The 19581-nt window shown below is 70.1% G+C and carries 18 protein-coding genes and 1 other RNA gene; 9 read left to right on the top strand and 10 right to left on the bottom strand.

Annotated elements, in window-relative coordinates:
- The first annotated feature begins 82 nt into the window (after nt 1-82).
- Complete coding sequence (locus tag ACW5EG_RS01640) at nt 83-1189, top strand: UDP-N-acetylglucosamine--N-acetylmuramyl-(pentapeptide) pyrophosphoryl-undecaprenol N-acetylglucosamine transferase (protein ID WP_457016942.1); 1107 nt, start codon at nt 83-85, stop codon at nt 1187-1189.
- 114 nt (nt 1190-1303) lie between these two features.
- Nucleotides 1304-2917, top strand: coding sequence for a phytoene desaturase family protein (locus tag ACW5EG_RS01645; RefSeq protein WP_457016943.1), 1614 nt, complete (start codon nt 1304-1306; stop codon nt 2915-2917).
- A gap of 512 nt (nt 2918-3429) precedes the next feature.
- Here the strand turns inward: ACW5EG_RS01645 and ACW5EG_RS01650 are convergent.
- Nucleotides 3430-3747, bottom strand: coding sequence for a hypothetical protein (locus ACW5EG_RS01650; RefSeq protein WP_457020678.1), 318 nt, complete (start codon nt 3745-3747; stop codon nt 3430-3432).
- 26 nt (nt 3748-3773) lie between these two features.
- Here ACW5EG_RS01650 and glnE point away from each other — a divergent pair, with 26 nt between their 5' ends.
- From glnE to hemC, 4 genes are all read left to right on the top strand, one after another.
- Complete coding sequence (gene glnE / locus ACW5EG_RS01655) at nt 3774-6563, top strand: bifunctional [glutamate--ammonia ligase]-adenylyl-L-tyrosine phosphorylase/[glutamate--ammonia-ligase] adenylyltransferase (protein WP_457020679.1); 2790 nt, start codon at nt 3774-3776, stop codon at nt 6561-6563.
- Between the two features lie 281 nt (nt 6564-6844).
- A complete protein-coding gene (locus ACW5EG_RS01660) occupies nt 6845-7531 on the top strand; it encodes an alpha/beta hydrolase (RefSeq protein WP_457016945.1) in 687 nt (228 codons plus the stop codon).
- A gap of 70 nt (nt 7532-7601) precedes the next feature.
- Nucleotides 7602-8339 (top strand): LytR/AlgR family response regulator transcription factor, encoded by a 738-nt coding sequence (locus ACW5EG_RS01665; RefSeq protein WP_457020680.1) that lies wholly within the window; start codon nt 7602-7604, stop codon nt 8337-8339.
- Between the two features lie 63 nt (nt 8340-8402).
- Nucleotides 8403-9317: a hydroxymethylbilane synthase gene (gene hemC / locus ACW5EG_RS01670; protein WP_457016948.1), complete on the top strand. Its 915-nt coding sequence runs from the start codon at nt 8403-8405 to the stop codon at nt 9315-9317.
- A 96-nt stretch (nt 9318-9413) separates the two neighbouring features.
- Here hemC and ACW5EG_RS01675 read toward each other — a convergent pair whose 3' ends face one another.
- The gene (locus ACW5EG_RS01675; RefSeq protein WP_457016950.1) at nt 9414-10100 is read right to left on the bottom strand and encodes a DUF481 domain-containing protein; all 687 of its coding nucleotides are present in this window, start codon (nt 10098-10100) and stop codon (nt 9414-9416) included.
- 97 nt (nt 10101-10197) lie between these two features.
- Nucleotides 10198-11952, bottom strand: a complete 1755-nt coding sequence (locus tag ACW5EG_RS01680; protein ID WP_457016951.1) for an SLC13 family permease — start codon at nt 11950-11952, stop codon at nt 10198-10200.
- Nucleotides 11953-12172: 220 nt separating this feature from the next.
- Here ACW5EG_RS01680 and ACW5EG_RS01685 point away from each other — a divergent pair, with 220 nt between their 5' ends.
- The 3 genes from ACW5EG_RS01685 to ACW5EG_RS01695 all read left to right on the top strand — a co-directional run bounded on the left by ACW5EG_RS01685 (nt 12173) and on the right by ACW5EG_RS01695 (nt 14490).
- Nucleotides 12173-13141: a helix-turn-helix transcriptional regulator gene (locus tag ACW5EG_RS01685; RefSeq protein ID WP_457016952.1), complete on the top strand. Its 969-nt coding sequence runs from the start codon at nt 12173-12175 to the stop codon at nt 13139-13141.
- Entirely contained in the window at nt 13141-14055 is a 915-nt protein-coding gene (locus tag ACW5EG_RS01690) for a patatin-like phospholipase family protein (RefSeq protein ID WP_457016954.1), read from the top strand. Before ACW5EG_RS01685 ends, ACW5EG_RS01690 begins: the two co-directional genes overlap by 1 nt.
- 96 nt (nt 14056-14151) lie before the next feature.
- The gene (locus ACW5EG_RS01695) at nt 14152-14490 is read left to right on the top strand and encodes a hypothetical protein (protein ID WP_457016955.1); all 339 of its coding nucleotides are present in this window, start codon (nt 14152-14154) and stop codon (nt 14488-14490) included.
- A gap of 38 nt (nt 14491-14528) precedes the next feature.
- On the opposite strand, the gene rpiA is transcribed toward ACW5EG_RS01695, so the two are convergent.
- From rpiA to ACW5EG_RS01730, 7 genes are all read right to left on the bottom strand, one after another.
- Nucleotides 14529-15179, bottom strand: coding sequence for a ribose-5-phosphate isomerase RpiA (gene rpiA / locus ACW5EG_RS01700; RefSeq protein ID WP_457016956.1), 651 nt, complete (start codon nt 15177-15179; stop codon nt 14529-14531).
- A 147-nt stretch (nt 15180-15326) separates the two neighbouring features.
- On the bottom strand, nt 15327-15794 hold the full coding sequence (locus ACW5EG_RS01705) for an EVE domain-containing protein (protein ID WP_457016958.1): 468 nt from the start codon (nt 15792-15794) through the stop codon (nt 15327-15329).
- Entirely contained in the window at nt 15791-16372 is a 582-nt protein-coding gene (locus tag ACW5EG_RS01710) for a 5-formyltetrahydrofolate cyclo-ligase (RefSeq protein ID WP_457016960.1), read from the bottom strand. Before ACW5EG_RS01710 ends, ACW5EG_RS01705 begins: the two co-directional genes overlap by 4 nt.
- A 105-nt stretch (nt 16373-16477) precedes the next feature.
- Nucleotides 16478-16661, bottom strand: a non-coding RNA gene (gene ssrS, locus ACW5EG_RS01715) — 6S RNA.
- Nucleotides 16662-16766: 105 nt separating this feature from the next.
- Nucleotides 16767-17066 carry a cell division protein ZapA gene (locus ACW5EG_RS01720; protein WP_457016961.1) on the bottom strand — a complete coding sequence of 100 codons (300 nt, stop codon included), beginning with the start codon at nt 17064-17066 and terminating at the stop codon, nt 16767-16769.
- Nucleotides 17067-17076: 10 nt separating this feature from the next.
- Nucleotides 17077-17298, bottom strand: a complete 222-nt coding sequence (locus tag ACW5EG_RS01725; RefSeq protein WP_457016963.1) for a TIGR02449 family protein — start codon at nt 17296-17298, stop codon at nt 17077-17079.
- A 31-nt stretch (nt 17299-17329) separates the two neighbouring features.
- Nucleotides 17330-19540, bottom strand: coding sequence for a putative bifunctional diguanylate cyclase/phosphodiesterase (locus tag ACW5EG_RS01730; RefSeq protein ID WP_457020681.1), 2211 nt, complete (start codon nt 19538-19540; stop codon nt 17330-17332).
- Nucleotides 19541-19581 lie beyond the last annotated feature (41 nt).

Here is a 19581-nt window from a genome sequence, read left to right on the forward strand (position 1 = left end):
CGTCGCACGCCGGCTCTGCGCGGTATGGCGCAATGCACGATCCCTCTATAGTGCGCCGTTGCGCAGGTCACACCGATCGCCGATGCCTTCTTCCAAACCCGCCCGATCCACCATCGCCCTTGCCGCCGGCGGCACCGGCGGCCACCTGTTTCCGGCCGAAGCGCTGGCGCGAGAACTCATGGCGCGCGGGCACGACGTGGTGATCCATACCGAGCGTCGCGGCGCGCAGTACGCACAGGCGCTGGCCGGGATCCCGCACGTGGTGTTGCCGGCCAGCTCGCTCGAGGGTGGCGTCGCGGCAAAGGCCAGCGCGGCGCTGAGCATCCTGCGCGGCGTGCTGGCCTCGCGCACGGACCTGAAGCGGCGTGGCGCCGCGCTGATGGTCGGCTTTGGCGGCTATCCCAGCTTTGCGCCGGCGCTCGCAGCCCGGAGCCTGGGGCTGCCGCTGCTGCTGCACGAACAGGCCACGCGGCTGAGCAAGGCCAATGCGCAGCTGCTGCGCTTCGCCGCGGGACTGGCGACCTCGTTCCCGGTCGTGGCCGGCGCCGAGCGCTTCGATGCTTCGAAGATCGTCGAGACAGGCAATCCGGTGCGGCAGGCGATCCTGGCGGCGCGCGGCGACTATCCGGCCTTCGATGCGCAGGGGCCGCTGCGGCTGCTGGTGGTTGGCGGCAGCCAGAGTGCGGCGGTGTTCGGTCGGGTGGTGCCGCCGGCGCTGGCACTGCTGCCCGAACCCTTGCGCGCGCGCCTGCAGCTGTCGCTGCAGTACCGCGGCGAGGATGCCGACACGCTGGTCGCGCAGCTGCGCGACATCGGCATCGACGCCAGCGTGCGCCCGTTCTTCGACGACATGGGCGAGCGTCTGCGCGACGCGCATCTGGTCGTGACCCGCGCCGGCGCCACCACCGCGGCCGACCTGCTCACCATCGGCCGTCCCGCGATCTTCGTGCCCCTGCCGCACGGTGGCGCGCGCGAAGAGCAGCGGCGCAACGCGCAGACCCTGGCCGAAGCCGGCGTTGGCTGGCACATCCCGGAGGCCGAGCTGAGTCCGGACGTATTGGCCACGGCGCTGCGCGAGGCCTTCGAATCGCCCACGCGCCTGCCCGACGCCGCACGCGCGGCCGCGGCGCTCGGTCGCCCGGACGCGGCCAAGCGCCTGGCCGACGCGGTCGAACGCCTGCTGCGGTAGAAGTCCGGCCGCAACCGTTGTCATCTCGACCGGAGGGAGAGATGACAGCTGCAGCACCCTACGCCCGCAGCGCGCACTCGTAGAATGGTGACGGCAGGCAACCTGGGGAAGGCAGTGCAGCAGGCAACGGACGTCCTGATCATCGGCGGCGGCCACAACGGCCTGGTGTGCGCGGCCTACCTGGCCGCGGCCGGATTGAAGGTCACGGTGCTCGAACGACGTGGCGTGGTCGGTGGCGCGGCGGTGACCGAGGAATTCCACCCGGGCTTCCGCAACTCCACCGCCAGCTACACCGTCAGCCTGCTCAACCCGAAGGTGATCCGCGAACTGCGCCTGGCGCAGCACGGCCTGCGGGTGGTGGAGCGCCCGTTCGCCAACTTCCTGCCGCTGCCCGGCGGCCGCGCGTTCCGCCTGGGCGACGGCCACACCGCCGCATCGCTGCGGGCCTCGTCGGCGCGCGACATCGAGCGGCTCGTCGATTACGGCGCGATGCTCGATCGGATCGTGGTCGTGCTGCGCGAACTCATGCAGCGTACGCCGCCCAACGTCGGCGACCGGCTCTCGCTGGGCGACTGGCTGGCCTCGTACGACGTGGCCAGGCGCCTCGGGCACCTGGACCTGCGCGGCCGCCGCGACCTGCTCGACCTGTTCACCAAATCCGCCGGCGAACTGCTCGACCACTGGTTCGAATCCGAACCACTGAAGGCCGCGCTGGGCTGGGATTCGGTGGTCGGCAACTTCGCCAGCCCGTATACGCCCGGCAGCGCATACGTGCTGCTGCACCACGTGTTCGGCGAAACCAACGGCAAGCCCGGCGTGTGGGGGCATGCGATCGGCGGCATGGGCGCGATCACGCAGGCGATCGCGGCCGAGTGCGCGGCGCGTGGCGTGCAGGTGCACAGCGGCCAGGCCGTGGAGCGCGTGCTGGTGGAGCGCGGCCGCGCGGTCGGCGTGGCGCTGGCCGACGGCCGCGAACTGCGCGCCGGCACGGTGGTGTCCAACCTCAACCCGAAGCTGCTGTACACGCGGCTGGTCGCGCGCGAGCACCTCGACGACGACACCGCGCAGCGCATCGCCCGCTATCGCTGCGGTTCGGGCACGTTCCGCATGAACGTCGCGCTGTCGGAGCTGCCCGACTTTATCGCTGCGCCCGGCACGCAGCTGCAGCCGCACCACCAGAGCGGGATCCTGGTCGGCCCATCGCTGCAGTATTTCGAGAACGCCTATTTCGACGCGAAATCGAAGTCGCACAACCCGGGCTGGGCGCGCGCGCCGATCGTCGAACTGGTGATCTCGTCCACGCTCGACGACACGCTGGCGCCACCCGGGCAGCACGTCGCGAGCCTGTTCTGCCAGCACGTGCATCCCGAGGTCGACGGCGGCTGGGACGCGCACCGCGACACCGTGGCCAGGCTGATGATCGACACCGTCGACGCAGTTGCCCCCAACTTCGCCCGCAGCGTGCTGGGCTGGCACGCGCTGTCGCCGCTGGACCTGGAGCGTGAGTTCGGCCTGGTCGGCGGCGACATCTTCCATGGCGCGCTCGGGTTGGACCAGATGTTCAGCGCCCGCCCGCTGCTGGGGCAGGGCAACTATCGCGGCGCGTTGCCGGGCCTGTACCTGTGCGGCTCGGGCACGCATCCAGGCGGCGGCGTCACCGGCCTGCCAGGGCGCAATGCCGCACGCGAAATCCTGCGCGACCTGCGGCGCGGACCGCGTCCGGAGTGAAATTTCCGCCGTTGCCGCCACCGTCCGGGCGCGCGCGCCGCTTGGGGGACAGGGGCGACAGAGCGGCAATACCGCATGGTTGCGCGGTTGTAAACGTTACCAGCGCGCTTCGCCTGTGGTGCACCCGCGCACCGCGTTACTAAACCCGGCGGTATCGTTTTGCGGTGCAGCGTGCAAGCGTCCTAACGAATCGTTCACGATGGCCCCGCACCCGACGTGGGGGAGGGAGCAAAGCCCGCTGGCAGGCAACTGCCAGCGGGCTTTTTATTTGTTCTTCTCCCATTTGAGGGGAGTCGGCCGCATTGCAGGCGACTGGATCAGGCCTGCGGCCGGGGCCGTTCCGGGCCGGGGGTTGCTTCTCGGCTCGGTCAGCCATTCATGGCTGACTCGCCGCCGCAACCCAGCCCGAAACGACCATCGCCCAGTCGACAGGGCGCGGCGTCTACTCGAGCCCGCGCGAGGGGTCCAGCAACCGTGACCGCCTTCCCCCTCGATTGGGAGAAGAATCCTTTTTAATTGTTCTGACCTTCAACTGCCGTCGTTCCTGCGAACGCATTGAATCCATGCTCGTCCGGCAACGTCAAAACGGATGACCAGCCTTTCAGGCTGTTGTAAAGCGCTTCCGGCTTGCGCCGGGATGACGAACTTGTCGTCCGCGGGATGATGGCTTTGTCCGCCGGAGTGACGAGCTTCCTTGGCAGGATGCCGGGCTGCTCCGCAGGCCTGCGGCAGGGACTGCTTCCCCCACGTCCCTGGCGATGACATGCCGACGATGGCGACGCCGCTATGTCCAGTTCGCCGAACAGGATCAAAACGACAGGGCGCCTCATCGCGGTCCTCCTGCCACAATCGCCGCATGGATGACGCACGCTCCCAGTCCGATGCGATAGCCGACCGCGCGCTTGCGCGCTTCCCTGCGCTGGCCGATGACGGCACGCTGCGTGAACGCCTGTGGCGCGTTGCGATGGCCAGCGACTTCGCGGTCGACGTGCTGGTGCAGCAGCCGGCGCTGCTGGCGCAGCTGGCCCAGGACGACGGCGCGCAGCCGCTGCCGCAGCCGGTGCTCGAAGCGGAGCGTCGCGACGACTGGCCGCGGCTGCTGCGGCGCTATCGCCGTGCCGAATCCACGCGCCTGGTCTGGCGCGACGTGCTCGGATTGGACGATGTCGACACCACCCTCGTCGGCACCACGCGCCTGGCCGAAGACTGCCTGGCCCTTGCCCTGGAGGCGCTCGAGCGCGACTTCGCCAGCCGCCATGGCGTGGTCCGCGATAGCGAGGGCCAGCTTGTGCGCTTGGTCGTGTTCGGCATGGGCAAGCTGGGCGGCAGCGAGCTCAACTTCAGCTCCGACATCGATCTGGTTTACGCCTACGAACACGGCGGCGAGAGCGATGGCGGCCGCCCGCTGGCCGCCGAGGACTACTTTGCGCGCCTCGGCCAGCAGCTGGGCAGGCTGCTCGACGAGGTCACCGTCGACGGCTTCTGCCACCGCGTCGACCTGCGGCTGCGTCCTTTCGGCAACGCGGGCCGGGTTGCGATGAGCTTTGCGGCGCTGGAGATGTACTTCCAGCGCGAGGGCCGCGACTGGGAGCGCTACGCCTGGCAGAAGGCGCGACCGGTGGCCGGGGACGTGGAGGCGGGACACCGGTTCCTGGACACGCTGCGCCCCTTCGTCTACCGGCGCTACCTCGACTTCGGCGCGCTCGACGGCCTGCGCGGGATGAAGTCGATGATCGCGGCCGAGGTCGCGCGCAAGGAGCTGGCCGACGACGTCAAGCGCGGCCCGGGCGGCATCCGCGAGATCGAGTTCCTCGCCCAGGCCCTGCAGCTGATCCGCGGCGGACGCGAACCGGCGCTGCAGCAGCCGCGGCTGCTGCCGGCGCTGGCGGCGCTGCGCGAGGCTGGCCAGGTCAGCGAGGACACCGCCGCCTGCCTCGCCGACGACTACCGCTTCCTGCGCCGGCTGGAGAACCGTCTGCAGATGCTGCGCGACGAGCAGACCCATGTGCTGCCGGCCGCCGCGGTCGATCGCGACCGGCTTGCGCGCGGTCTCGGCCACGCGCACTGGGACGAACTGTTCGTGGAGATCGAGCGGCGCCGCGAACGCGTCTCCAACGAGTTCGACGCGCTGCTCTCCCAGCGCGGCCGGCAGCCGGCCGTGGATCACGACATCGCCGCGTACTGGCGTGCGCTGCCCGAGGCCAGCGACTCGGCGGTGCTGGCGCAGGCCGGGTTCGGCGATGCCGCGAACGTGGACGCGGCCCTGCGCGATTTCGCGCGCTCGCCCAGCGTGCGCGAGCTGTCCGACGCCACGCGTGCGCGGCTCGATCGGGTGATGCCGGTGCTGCTGCAGGCGTCGGTGCCGGCCACGCAGCCGCTGCAGGCGATCCGGCGCCTGCTCGCCCTGCTGCACAACATCCTGCGGCGCGCCAGCTACCTCGCCCTGCTCGACGAGCATCCGCCGGCGCTGGCGCGGGTGGTGGACCTGGTCACGCGCAGCGCGTTGCTGGCCGAGCGGCTGGCCGCGCATCCGCTGCTGCTCGACGAACTGCTCGATGCCCGCGCTGAAGGCCCGCTTCCGAGGCGCGAGCTGTTCGCCGAAGCCTGTGGCCCGGCGCAGGAGGACGACACCGAATCGGCGCTGTTCGCGCTCAACGAAATCCGCCAGCAGCTCAGCTTCCGCATCGCGCTGGCCACGCTCGACCGGCGCCAGCCCGCACAGGACAGCACCCGCCAGCTTGCCTGGCTGGCCGACGGCCTGGTAGAGGCCGTGCTGGCGCTTGCGCGGCGCGAGCTCGAGACCGCGCATGGCGGCATCGCGGGCGGCGGCTTCGCCGTGCTCGGCTACGGCAGCCTCGGCGGTGAGGAGCTGGGCTTCGGCTCCGACCTCGACCTGGTGTTCCTGTATGACGCACCCGCCGATGCGCAGTCCGATGGGCCGCGTCCGCTGGATGCGCCGCGCTGGTTCGCGCGGCTGGCGCAGAAGATCGTGGCCCTGCTCGGTGCGGTCACCGGCGCCGGGCGGCTGTACGACATCGACGTGCGCCTGCGCCCGGACGGCGGCAAGGGCCTGCTGGTCTCGACCCTGTCCAGCTATGGCGACTACCAGCGCGAACGCGCGTGGACCTGGGAGCACCAGGCGCTGGTGCGCGCACGCTGCGTGGCCGGTGATCCCGAACTTGCGGCGGCGTTCGAAAGCGTGCGTGCCGCCACCCTGGCGCGGGTGCGCGAGCAGGAGGTTCTGCGTGCGGATGTGGTTTCGATGCGCGCGCGCATGCGCGCCGAACTCGACCGCGGCGGCGATGGCCTGTTCGACCTCAAGCAGGGCGAAGGCGGGCTGGTCGACCTGGAATTCCTGCTGCAGTACCTGGTGCTGCGCGAGGCCCACGCCCATCCGGCCCTGCTGGCACCGCGTGCGACGCCGCTGCTGGTGGACGCGCTGGCGCAGGCCGGCGTGCTGGACGCGCAGGGCGCAGCGGCGCTGTGCGATGCGCACGCGCTGTTCGTGGCAGCCGGACTGGACTGCACGCTCGACCGGCGCACCCGGATCGTGCCGGTGGATGCCGCACTCGAGGCTGCGCGCGACGCCATCCGCGTGGCCTGGCGGCAACATGGCTTGGAAGAGCAATCGGGCGCGGAAGGCTGAGTCCGCAGCTTGGAGTCGAGGACCGACCAGCTTCGTCGTCCTGAGGCAACGCTAAAAAACTGCGGTTTGTCGTTCCGAACGCAGTGAGAAGCGCTTTACAACGGCGAAGCCGGTCAATCCCCAAAAATCAGAAGCCTAGATTTCTCGCTACGCTCGAAATGACAATTTTTCAGCGTCGCCTTGAAGCGACTCTCCTGCGCTCGAGTGACCGACGGACACGCCACGCTGGCCGCGCGACCGGCGCGGTATAGTGCGCCGCTGCATCGACGGGGACGAACACGATGGCCGAAGGCGGGCTGCAGTTGCTGGATACGATCGAGCGCGAAACCGGCGCCGATCCCGCGTGGAGCGTGCTGTGGCTGCACGGTCTTGGCGCCGACGGCAACGACTTCGTGTCGATCCTGCCGGAGCTGGTGCGAGGCGACTGGCCGGCGATGCGCTTCGTGTTCCCGCATGCGCCGGTGCGCGCGGTGACGATCAACAACGGCGCGCGCATGCGCGCCTGGTACGACATCCGCGACTTCGACCTGGCCAACCGCGCCGACGAAACCGGCGTGACCGAGTCCATCGCCCAGGTCACGGCGCTGATCGACCGCGAGATCGCGCGCGGCATTCCTGCCTCACGCATCTTCCTGGCGGGTTTCTCGCAGGGTGGCGCGATCACCCTCGCCGCGGGCCTGCGCCGCAGCGAGCCGCTGGCCGGGCTGGTCGGCCTGTCGACCTACCTGCCCGGCGCCGCCAGCGCCGCTGCGGCCCTGGTCGAAGCGGCGAAGGCGCAGCCGCTGTTCATGGCCCACGGCACCGCCGATCCGGTCGTGCCCTTTGCCGCAGGCGAGCAGAGCGCGGCATGGATGCGCCAGCACGGCTTCGAGGTCGCCTTCCATCGCTACCCGATGCCGCACTCGGTCTGCATCGAAGAGATCCGCGACCTCGGCGACTGGATCGGCAACAGGCTCGCGGCCGGCTGAGCCACGGGTTTGGCCGTTGGCGGGGCTGCGGCTACCATGCGGTGACACGTTGCCAGGACTGGATGCCCCGGTGAAGATCGTGATTGCCGACGACGAACCCCTCGCCCGCGAGCGCCTGCGCATGCTGCTGGCCGCGCTGACCGACGTCGAGGTGGTGGCCGAAGTCGGTGACGGGCACCAGACCCTGCACGCCTGCGCCGAGCACGATCCGGACCTGGTCCTGCTCGATATCGCCATGCCGGGCATCGACGGGCTCGAGGTGGCGCGACACCTGCAGGCGTTCGAGCCACGCCCGGTGGTGGTGTTCTGCACCGCCTACGATGCGCACGCGCTGTCGGCCTTCGATGCCGAAGCGGCCGACTACCTGGTCAAGCCGGTGCGCGCCGAACGCCTGGCGTCGGCGCTGCAGCGCGCGCGCATGCTCACCGCCGGGCGCCACGGCACGAACGGCGCCGACATCGACACAGTCGGTGCGCGTCGCACCCACCTGTGCGCGCGGCTGCGCGGCAGCCTGCGGCTGATCCCGGTGGAGGACGTGCGTTACCTGCAGGCCGAAGAGAAATACGTCGTGGTCCACCACGCGCGCGGCGAGGACCTGATCGAGGAATCGCTGAAGTCGCTGGAGGACGAGTTCGGCGACCGCTTCGTGCGCATCCACCGCAACTGCCTGGTGGCGCGCCATGAGCTGGTCGAGCTGCGGCGCGGGCTGGACGGCCACGTCCATGCCATCCTGCGCCACGGCGACCGACCGCTCGAGGTCAGCCGGCGCTGCGTGGCGCAGCTGCGCGACACGATCCGCAACCTGTAGGCGTTCCGGCGGCGCCAGGACACGGCTCGCCGCTGTGTGGTGCGGCGGGGGATAATGCGGCCCATGGACCTGCTCCGCATCGCCACCCGCAAGAGCCCGCTTGCCCTGTGGCAGACCGAACACGTGGCTGCGCGCCTGCGCCAGGCGCACCCGGGCCTGGAGGTCGCGCTGGTGCCGCTGAGCACCCGCGGCGACGAAGTGCTCGACCGTTCGCTGGCCGCGATCGGCGGCAAGGGCCTGTTCCTCAAGGAGCTGGAAGTGGCGATGCAGCGCGGCGAAGCCGACTGCGCGGTGCATTCGCTCAAGGACGTGCCGATGGAGCTCGAACCGGGCTTCGTCCTGCCGGCGATCCTGGAGCGCGCCGATCCCTCCGATGCCTTCGTCAGCAACCGCTACCACGGCATCGACGACCTGCCCGAAGGCGCCTGCGTCGGCACCTCGTCGCTGCGGCGCCAGGCCCAGCTGCGCGCGCGCCGCCCCGACCTGCGCCTGCGCGACCTGCGCGGCAACGTCAACACGCGCCTGGGCCGGCTGGATGCGGACGAATACGACGCGATCGTGCTGGCCTGCGCCGGCCTGCTGCGGCTCGGCCTGGACGCGCGCATCCGCTCCCGCCTGCTCGCGCCGCAGTGGCTGCCCGCGCCCGCGCAGGGCGCGATCGCGGTCGAGGGCCGCGACGACGACCCCGTCGTGCAGCGACTGCTGTCCGTCCTCGATGACGCGCCGACGCGGCGCTGCGTCGAAGCCGAGCGCGCCATGAACCGGGCCCTGCACGGCAGCTGCCACGTCCCGGTAGCGGCGTTTGCCGAGAAGATCGACGGAGACCGGCTGCAGCTGCAGGGCATGGTCGGCGACGCCGCGACCGGCCGCATCCTGCGCGCGCAGGCCAGTGGCGACGATCCCGGCGCGCTGGGCGAGCAAGTCGCCCGCCGCCTGCTCGCCGACGGCGCCGGCGCCCTGCTGGCGCCACACACCTGATTTATTCAATCCTGGCTGAAGCCTCCGCTCCAGTAGGAGCGGCTTCAGCCGCGACCGCCAACAAAGCGCCCGGATCCCCCCGGCACCGCCCCAGCCCTAGAACGCGTACCGAAACCGCACCGACCCCTCCCGGTCGGTATGCCCCTGGCCGCCATTGCCCGCGGTGTCGTGGCGCAGCTCGAAATCGCCCAGCAGCGACCACTGCGGGGCCAGGTCCAGGTCCACGCCGATGGTCTGGCGCAGGTAGGCGTTCTCGCGTCCGCGCTCGACCCGGACCTGCTGGTTCAATGAACCGAACTCCCCCAGCCGCTGCGACAGACGCAGTTGCCCCATCGCCACCGGTCCCTGCGCGGCGGTGCCGTAGTTGGCGTAGGGCTGCAGGCGGTAGCCCGTGCCGAGCTCCAGCTGCACGCGGGTCTGCGAATTGCGCACCGCTTCCATCCCGTAGCGCGCATCGACCAGGGCCGCGCCGCCGCTGGAATCGAACCAGTCGCGGCGCGAAGCAGGCGAGTGCAGGCCGATGAAGCGGCGCGTGGCCAGGCGCGGCAGCCGCTGCGGCCTGATCGCCTCGAATGCGCCGGGCGCCTGCGCCCGCTCCAGCGTACGAGCGGGGCGGCTCGCCTGCTGCCACTCGGCGTCGGGACAGACCAGGCGCAGGCAGGGTTGGCGCAGCGACACCCGCCCGGAGGCGACCGCCAGCGCCGCCGGCTGGCCTGGCGCTTCGGGCAGGGGTTGCATGAACACGGGCAGGCCGACCACGGCCAGCCACCAGCTGGCGAGCATCCAGGTTCTCCACGGATGGAAACGATTACCCGCCCATTGTCCGCAAGCTGCGCCTCATATTCCTGAATAAAGCGTCACCCGCGCCGCGTGGAGACGCTCAGAACGGGAAAAAGCGCGGAATCAGCAGGATCGCCGCGGTGCAGAACACGATGTTCAGCGGCAGGCCCATGCGCACGAAATCCGAGAACCGGTAGCCGCCGGCGGTGAAGACCATGGTGTTGGTCTGGTAGCTGATCGGCGTGGCGAAGCTGGTCGAGGCGGCGAAGGCCACGGCCACCAGCAGTGGCTTGGGGTCGATGCCCATCGACTCGGCGGCGGCCAGCGCGATCGGCACCACCAGCACGGCCGAGGCGTTGTTGCTCATGAACTCGGTGGCGATCGAGGTCATCAGGTAGATCGCGGCCAGCGCCGCCAGCGGCCCGAAGCCGCCCAGGCTGCTGATCATGAAGTCGGCCGCCAGGGTGGCGCCGCCGGACTTCTGCAGGGCGATGCCCAGCGGCAGGATCCCGGCCAGCAGCAAGATCACCCGCCAGTCGATCGCGCGGTAGGCCTCGTCGGGTTCGATCAGGCCCGACACCAGCAGCGTCGCGCAGCCCAGCAGCGCCGCTTCCACGATCGACATCCAGCCCAGCGCCGCGACCAGGATCGTGGACACCATCACCAGCACCGACAGCGTCGCGCGCAGCACGTCGACCTTGGCCTGCTTGCGCGCGCCGAGCACGATCATGCCCTTGTCGGCGCGCAGGTCGTCGATCGCCTTTTCCGGGGCGTCCAGCAACAGCACGTCGCCGAGGTTGAGCTGCACCTGGTCGAGCGGCCTGCGCACATCCAGCAGGCGCCGGTGGATGCCGTGCACCCGCGCCCGGTACATGTGGCCGAAGCGCATGCCCGCCAGCGTATGCCCGATCAGGTGCGAGCCCGGCGACACCATGACCTCGACCTGAACCCGCTCGGCGTTGATGTCGCCGTCCAGGTCACGCGCGACGTGGTCGAACTTCAGTTTGCGCGCCTTGCGCACCGCGCCGATGCGCTTCCACTCGCCACGCAGCAGCAGCCGGTCGCCGGCCCGCACCTCGGCCTCGCCGCCATAGACCGGACGGCCGTTGCGCAGGATCTCCAGCACCACCACGTCATCGATGCTCTCCGGCACCACCTGGCTGCGGCGCAATCCGATCGCGCTCGACTCTTCGGGCACCAGCAGCTCGGCGACGTAACGGCCGACGTGCTCGTGCTCCTCGGTGCCGGGCACGCCGCGGTCGGGCAGCAGCCAGCGTCCGACCGTCATCAGGTACAGCATGCAGATGCCGACGAAGACGATGCCCAGCGGCGCGAACTCGAACAGGGTGAAGCCCACGCCGATCGCGTCGCGCGCCATCGCGTCGACCAACAGGTTGGTCGACGTGCCGATCAGGGTGCAGACGCCCGCGGCCTGCGACATGTACGACAGCGGGATCAGGAACTTCGAGGGTGCCCAGCGGTTGGCGGTGCTGGCCGCCAGCACCAGTGGCAGGAACACCGCCACGGTGGCGGTGTTGTTGACGAACGCCGCCACGCACGAGACCAGCACCAGCATCACCAGCAGGAACAGCCACTGCGAGCGGATCCGCGACAGCACCTCGCCGATCGCCGCCACCGCGCCGTTGCGCTGCAGCGCCGCGCTCAGCACGAACATCGCCGCGACCATGATCGTGGCCTGGCTGCTGAAGCCCGACAGGCCCTCGGGAACCGTGAGTACCCCGGTCACCACCAGCGCGGTCATCACCAGCAGCGCGACCACGTCCACGCGCAGCCGTTCGGTGACGAACAGGTAGATCGCGCCGACCAGGATCGCCAGCGTCAGCCACAGGGCCATGCGCTCTCCCTGTGGACGCGCGCAAGGACCGCACGGATGCCCGTGCGCGTCGTGTGCGCCAGTGGTGGTCTGGTTGTCCTGCAGGCCATGTCCGGCCGCGTTCCCCGCAAAATTCGCCGCACATGGTGCGGCCCGTGCCCCGATGCTGCAAATCCGGGTTGGCCCCCGGACGGGTCCCGGCCCGGCGCCAAGCGGCGTCGGACAGCGCATAATCGCCCGCATGGACCGATACGAACGCATCCTGTCCCTGCACCGCATCCTCAAGACATCGCGCTATCCGGTGACGGTTGCGCGCCTGCAGGAGGAGCTCGAATGCTCCCGCGCCACCGTCTACCGCGACCTCGCCTTCCTGCGTGACGCGCTGATGGCCCCGGTGGCCGGCGACGGCGAGGCCGGCTTCCGCTACGACAGCGAGGAAGGCGGCCGCTTCGAGCTGCCGGGCCTGTGGCTCAATTCCGACGAGCTGCACGCGCTGCTGGCTGCCCAGCAGCTGCTCTCGCGCAGCAGCGGCGGCATCCTGTCCAGCGCGCTGGCGCCGCTGCAGTCCCGCATCGACAAGCTGCTCGACGAGCATTCGACCGGCAAGCACTGGCCGGTCGAGCGCGTACGCGTGATCCCGCACCGCGGGCGGCGCATGGACGAGCACGTGTTCCGCAACGTCTGTTCGGCGGTGCTGCAGCGCAGGCAGCTGTCGTTCGACTACCGCGCGCGCTCCACCGACGAGAAGACCCGGCGCACCGTCTCGCCGCAGCGCATCACCCACTACCGCGACAACTGGTACATGGATGCCTGGGACCAGGAGCGCGAGGCGCTGCGCAGCTTTTCGGTCGACCGCATCGCCACCGCGCGCGTGCTCGACGCCGAGGCCCGCGACATCGACGAGGCCGCGCTCGACACCCACCTGGCCGGCAGCTACGGCATCTTCTCCGGCCCGGCCAAGGGCGTGGCGACGATCATGTTCAGCGCCAAGGCCGCGCGCTGGGTGGCCGACGAACACTGGCATTCGCAGCAGCAGGGGCGCCTGCTGCCGGACGGGCGCTACGAGCTCAAGCTGCCCTACAGCGCCTCGCGCGAACTGCTGATGGACGTGCTGCACTACGGCGCCGACGCCGAGATCATGGCGCCGCCGGCATTGCGCGAACAGGCCAAGTCGCTGCTGCAGCTGGCGCTGTCGAATTACGAACGGTGATGTCGGCAGTCCCTGCAGCTGGCGCGCCCGCGCAGGCCGGGCGCGAGCGCATCGCGCTGGCGCTGGGCGCGGGCGGCGCGCGCGGGCTGGCGCAGATCGGCGTGATCGAGGTGCTGGAGGAGCGCGGCTTGGTCATCGACGCGGTGTCCGGCTCGTCCAGCGGCGCGCTGGTGGGCGGCATCTTCGCGGCCGGCAGGCTGCGTGCATTCGACGAGCGCCTGCGCAGCATGTCGCGCATCGATTTCCTGCGTCTGCTCGACCCGGGCTGGCGCCGTTCGGGCGTGCTGCGCGGTCAGCGCCTGGTCGACACCATGCGCCAGGTGGTGGGCGACCCGCTGATCGAGACGCTGCCGGTGGAGTTCACCGCGGTCGCGGTCGACCTGGAACGCCAGCGCGAGGTGTGGATTCGCGAGGGCCGGCTGTGGGACGCGCTGCGCGCCTCGTTCGCGATCCCGGGACTGTTCACGCCGCACCGGATCAACGGCCGCGCCCTGGTCGACGGCGGCCTGCTGGCGCCGCTGCCGATCACGGCGACCCGGCTGTCGGATGCGCACCGGCTGGTCGCGGTCGACATGCACGGCTGGCCCAAGCGCCCGCCGGGCGAGCCGGCGCAGCCGCAGGCCGGAGCCGATGGTTCGACCATCACCGCGCGCGTTGGCGATTGGCTGGAGCGCGCGGTCTCGGGTGACACCTCGGGCGACGCACTGCGCATGGGCCTGCCGGAGATCATGGCGCGCTCGCTGGATACGATGCAGGCGCAGATCGCGCGCGTGCAGCTGGCGCTGGATCCACCGGAGCTGCTGATCCGCATCCCGCGCGATGTCTGCCAGTTCTACGAGTTCTGGCGCGCGGGCGAAGTGATCGACGTGGGCCGCGCGGTGGCGACCCGGGCGCTGGACGCGGCCGGCTACTGAGGCCCGGTCCCGGCGGCGGCCGCATCCGCCCCGGCACGGTCGCAGCCCCTGAGATGTGCCCGCGGGAAGCTGCGCTCCACCCCTGGAGCCACCGCCATGACAGCATCCCCAATGCCGCGCAGGACCACCGCCGATCCGCTGCGCAGCGTCGAAGCGGCGCTGCTGGGCACGCTGTTCCTCGGCCTGGTCGCCATGCTGTCGCTGCCCGCTGCCATCGCAGGTCCCGGCTGGATACCGCTATGGCTGGTGGCCGCGCCGGCCGCGGCGCTGGTCACCTCCTTCGCGCTGCGTCTGCGGCGGCGCGATGGCGCCCATGCCCACATCGCGCCAACCGTCGTGCCGCGACGCCGCTCTGCCATGGCGGTGGCCACGCGGCGGCGTGGCGTCCATCCGCGGCGTGCGGGGCGACTGCTGGCGGCCTTCGTGCTGCGCTGAGCAACTTCGTGCGGATGGGACCAGGAACGTCCCCCGCCTCAGCGCAGGACCAGCGGCGCCTCCCCGCCGACGATCACGACGTCAGCGCCGCGTCGCGCGAACAGGCCGACGCAGACCACGCCCGGGATCTGGTTGAGCTCGCGCTCGAGCGCGACCGGATCGGTGATGCGCAGGTTGTGGATGTCGAGCACGGCGTTGCCGTTGTCGGTGACCACGCCCTCGCGCCACACCGGCTGGCCGCCGGTCTGCGCCAGGATCTCGCGCGCCACCAGGCTGCGCGCCATCGGGATCACCTCGACCGGCAGCGGGAAGCGGCCGAGCACGTCGACCTGCTTGGCCGCATCGATGATGCAGACGAAGCGCGCGCTGGCCTCGGCGATGATCTTCTCGCGCGTGAGCGCCGCGCCGCCGCCCTTGATCAGCCGCCCCTGCGGGTCGCATTCGTCGGCGCCGTCGACGTACAACTGCAGCGGCCCGGTGGTGTTGAGCTCGAGCACCTCGATGCCGAGGCCACGCAGCTGCCGCGTGCTCTGCTCCGAGCTCGACACCGCGCCGGCAATGCGGTGGCGGATCCTGCCCAGCGCATCGATGAAGCAGGCCACGGTCGAGCCGGTGCCGACGCCGACGATCATGCCGTCCTCGACGAATTCAATGGCCTTTTCGCCGGCCAGGCGCTTGTGTTCGGACATGTGTTTGCTGAACCGTGAATAGGAAATCAGGAATCGGAAGTGTGCGTCGGGAATGAAACTGTCATCCCGACCGCAGGGATGGATCTGCGTCCGGATCGCGCCGCAATCCGCGCCAGCGATCCAAGTGGCAATGAGCGTCGGCGGGCCCTACTCCAGCGACAGCAGCAGCTTCCACTGCGCCGCCGTCACCGGCAGCACCGACAGTCGCGAACCCTTGCGGATCAGCGCGAACTCCTCGCCAAGCCCTTCGGCGTGCGCGCGGATCTCGTCAAGCGCGATCCCGCGCTCCAGTTTGCGCACGAAGCCCACGTCCACCAGGTCCCAGCGCGGCTGTTCGCGCGTGGCCTTTTCATCGAAGTACTTCGACTTCTTCTGGAACTGGGTCGGATCCGGATACGCCGTGCTCACCACTTCGGCAATGCCGTAGATGCCGGGCACGGCGGTATTGGAGTGGTAGAACAGCACGCCGTCGCCAAGCTGCATCTGGCGCATGAAGTTGCGCGCCTGGTAGTTGCGCACTCCGGTCCAGGGTTCGGTGCGCACGCGCTGGAGGTCGTCGATCGAGAAGTCCGAAGGCTCGGATTTCATCAGCCAGTAGCGTTTGCGGGGACTCATGGGCTCACCAGGAACGTATCGGATTCGGTGCAGACCGCGTCGAGCGGGATATCCCAGGCCGCGGCCATGATCGCGTCGGCCTGCTGCACGGAAAACGCGGCGCCGACCAGATGGGGCGGCGCAGGCTGGTCCACGCGCGCCGCGAAACTGCGATCGTACCAGCCACCGCCCATGCCCAGCCGGTGCCCGGCCGCGTCGAACGCGACCACCGGCGCGACCACGAGATCGAGCTGGTCCGGACGCAGCAATTCGGTGCCGGGCACGTCGGGTTCGGGGATGCCGTAGCGATTGGTCGACAGCGGCGCGCCTGGCTTCCAGGGCGCGAAACGCAGGGTGTCGTCGGCGTGCAGCACGGGCAGGCAGTACCGCACGGCGCGCGGCAGGCGCAGCTGCCAGGCGTGCAGCGCAATCTCGCCGTCCATCGCCCAGTAGCCGGCCACCGAGCCGGCCTGCGGCGCAAACGGCAGCGACAGCAGGCGCGCGGCAAGCGCGTCGGCTGCGGCAATGCGCGTCGTGGCGGGCAGGGTGCGTCGACGCGCGCGCATCTCGCGGCGCAGCGCGCCGCGGTCATCGTTCATGGGTGGGATCCGCGCAAGAGCATGCGCGCTATTGTGACCGCCGCTGCCGGGTCACTGGAAGCGGCGCCGCGACGGAGTCCGTGGCGGCGCGCGACCGGAATGAATACGTCCTCCGCCATGCCGATGCCTGCGAAACGACCTTGAACCCGGGGTTCAAGTGGGAGCGTTCGGTTTCCATCGGGCTTCCCGCTGCAAGGCGGACCTGCACTCCCGGATTCCTCGCGCCCCCGTGGTCGTAATTAAGGGACAAGGCGAATGTTGCGCATGCCGTCGATCACAGCAGAGGACGCAGACGCAGTATAGCCCGAGGGAAAAAGCTGCCAAGTCCGTTCGTCGGCAGGTGGGTCTCGCGGTTCATTTCGCGCATGCACAACGACGCAAGTGCATCCCGCGCTCAGCGCGCGTCGATCAGGTCGTCGAGCTTGCGCTGCAGGCCTTCGAGCAGCTCGGCCATCTCGCGGTCGCGCTGCGCGTTGTCCTCGTGGATCTGGTGCAGCTCATGCGCCAGGTTCAGCGCCGCGAGCACCGCGACGCGGTCGACCCCGGCCATGCGGTTGTTGCCGCGCACCTCGCGCATGCGCTCGTCCAGCACCTTTGCCGCGGCCACCAGGCTCTCGCGGCCGTCGGGCGGCACCCCCACCGTGTACTCGCGGTCGAGCAGGCGGACGTTGACCGCTTCGCTGGCGCCGCTCATGCGCGCGCGCTCACGTGTGCTGCTCCAGTGACTTGAGCCGGGCGATCATCGCCTCCACGCGCGAGCGTGCCTGCTCGTTCTTGGCCAGCAGCTGGGAGCGCTCGCCGGCGATCTGCTCGTGCTGCTGGCGCAGCGAACGGTTCTCCTCGGACAGCTTCTGCGCACGATCGACCAGCGCGTCGATGCGCGCGGTCAGGGCGCGAAGCTGGGCGATCACGTCCGGGCGGTCCATGGCCCGCACGATAGCAGGCCGCGCGGGACGGTCAAGGCGTGGCCAGCGAGGTCGTGGCGACCTGCGTCCGGACCGGGCGCCAGTTGCGGATGAAGGCCAGGCAGGCATGTGCTTCCAGCGGCGGCGACAGCCAGTAGCCCTGGATCTCGTTGCAGCGCTGGTCGCGCAGGAAGCGGACCTGGGCATCGGTTTCCACGCCCTCGGCCACCACGTTCAGGCCCAGCGAATGGGCCATGGTGATGACGGTGCTGGTGATCGCGGCGTCTTCCGGGTCGTGGGTGAGATCGCCGATGAAAGCCTTGTCGATCTTGATCGTGGTGATCGGCAGGCGCTTGAGGTAGGCCAGCGAAGAATAGCCGGTGCCGAAATCATCGATCGCCAGCGACACGCCGAGTTCGCGGAACGACTGCAGCTTGGCCGCGGCGTGTTCGGCGTTGGCCATCAGCACGCTCTCGGTCAGCTCCAGCTCCAGCGCGCTGGGTGGCAGGCCGATGTCGGCCAGCACCGCGCTCACCACCTCGGGAAAGTCGCCGCGCAGCAGCTGCAAGACCGAGACGTTGACCGAGACGGTCAGTTCGGTCAGGCCGTGCTGGCGCCAGCGCTGCAGGGTCAGGCAGGCCTCGCGCAGCACCCACTCGCCGATTTCCAGGATCAGGCCGCTTTCCTCGGCCATCGGGATGAAATCGCTGGGCGGAATGTCGCCGTGCTCGTCGCTGTGCCAGCGCAGCAGCGCCTCGACGCCGGTGATCCGATCCTCCGCCAGCGCCAGCTGCGGCTGGAACACCAGGCGCAGTTCGCTGCGGTCGAGCACCTTGCGCAAGGCACCGGAAATGGTTGCGCGCTGGCGCACCACCACGTCCATGGCGTCGTCGTAGCGCATGAAGGTGCGGCGGCCGGCGGCCTTGGCCTGGTACATGGCGGTGTCGGCCTGCTTGAGCAGCTCGGTCGGCACGTGCGCGTGGTCGGGGTAGAGGCTGATGCCGATCGAGGGCGAGATCGCGATTTCGCGGCGGTCCTCGAGCAGCAGCGGCGCCTCGAAGGCGGTGATGATCTCGCGCGCCACGTGGTCGGCCTCTTCAGGCGAAGCCAGGTTTTCCAGCACCACGGTGAACTCGTCGCCGCCCAGGCGCGCGACGGTGTGGTGCATGCCCACGGTCTGCTGCAGGCGCGCCGCGGCCGCGCGCAGGATGCGGTCGCCGGCGGCGTGGCCGAGCGAATCGTTGACATCCTTGAACCGGTCCAGGTCCAGGAACAGCACCGCGATGCGGTTGTCTTCGCGGTGCGCGCGCACGATCGCGCGCGACAGCCGCTCCGACAGCAGCGAGCGGTTGGGCAGGTTGGTAAGCGTGTCGAAATTGGCCAGGTAGCGCAGCTCCTGCTCGGCGCGCTTCTGCTGGGTGATGTCGTTGAGCACGATCACGTACAGGATCAGCTGGCCGTTCTTGTCGTAGACCGTGCTCGACTCGATATGGCACAGGAACTCCTCGCCGTCCTTGCGGCGCTGCCAGATCTCGCCGTTCCAGCGGCCCTTGCGGCGGATCTGTTCGCGGATGTGCTGATAGAACGCGCCGTCGTGCTGGAGGCTGTCGAGGATCCTGGAGTTGCGCCCGGTCACGTCCCCCTCGTCGTAGCCGGTCATGCGCAGGAAGGCCGGGTTGACCGAGACGAAGTCGAAGTTGCGGTCGACCACCACCACCGCCTCGTTCATGCTGCGCAGCACTTCGCTGGAAATGCGCAGCTCGCGCTCGGCGGCGCGGGTGCCGGTGATGTTCAGCGCGGTGCCGGCGATGCGCAGGATCCTGCCCTGGGCGTCACGCGCCACCACCCGCCCGCGCGCGCGCATCCACACCCAATCCCCTTCGCGCTGGACGCGCAGCTCGGCCAGGAAGCTCTCGTCCTCGCCGGCGAGGTAGGCGGCGATGCGCTGGCGCGCCATCGGCAGGTCGTCGGGATGGATGATGTCGCTGATGTCGACGATGTCCTCGCCGATCCGGCCGTCGGGGTCCTCGTGCGAGTCCAGGGCCAGGCGGTTGATCTTGCCGCTGGCCACGTCGTAGTCCCAGTAGCGCTCGCCGGTGGCCCACAGTGCGAGCTTGAGGCGCTCCTCGCGGTCGCGCAGGCGTGCAAGGTGGGATCGCTCGCTCTGGCGGCGGCGCAGGGTGATGACCACCAGCGCGACCAGCAGCACCGCCACGGCGACGGCCGCGACGATGAGCTGGAGGTCCCCCGGATTGGTCGTCACGCGGCGAACCCCTGCGCGATGCGTTCATGAATGTGCCCGAG

The organism is Luteimonas sp. A611 (assembly GCF_054072715.1).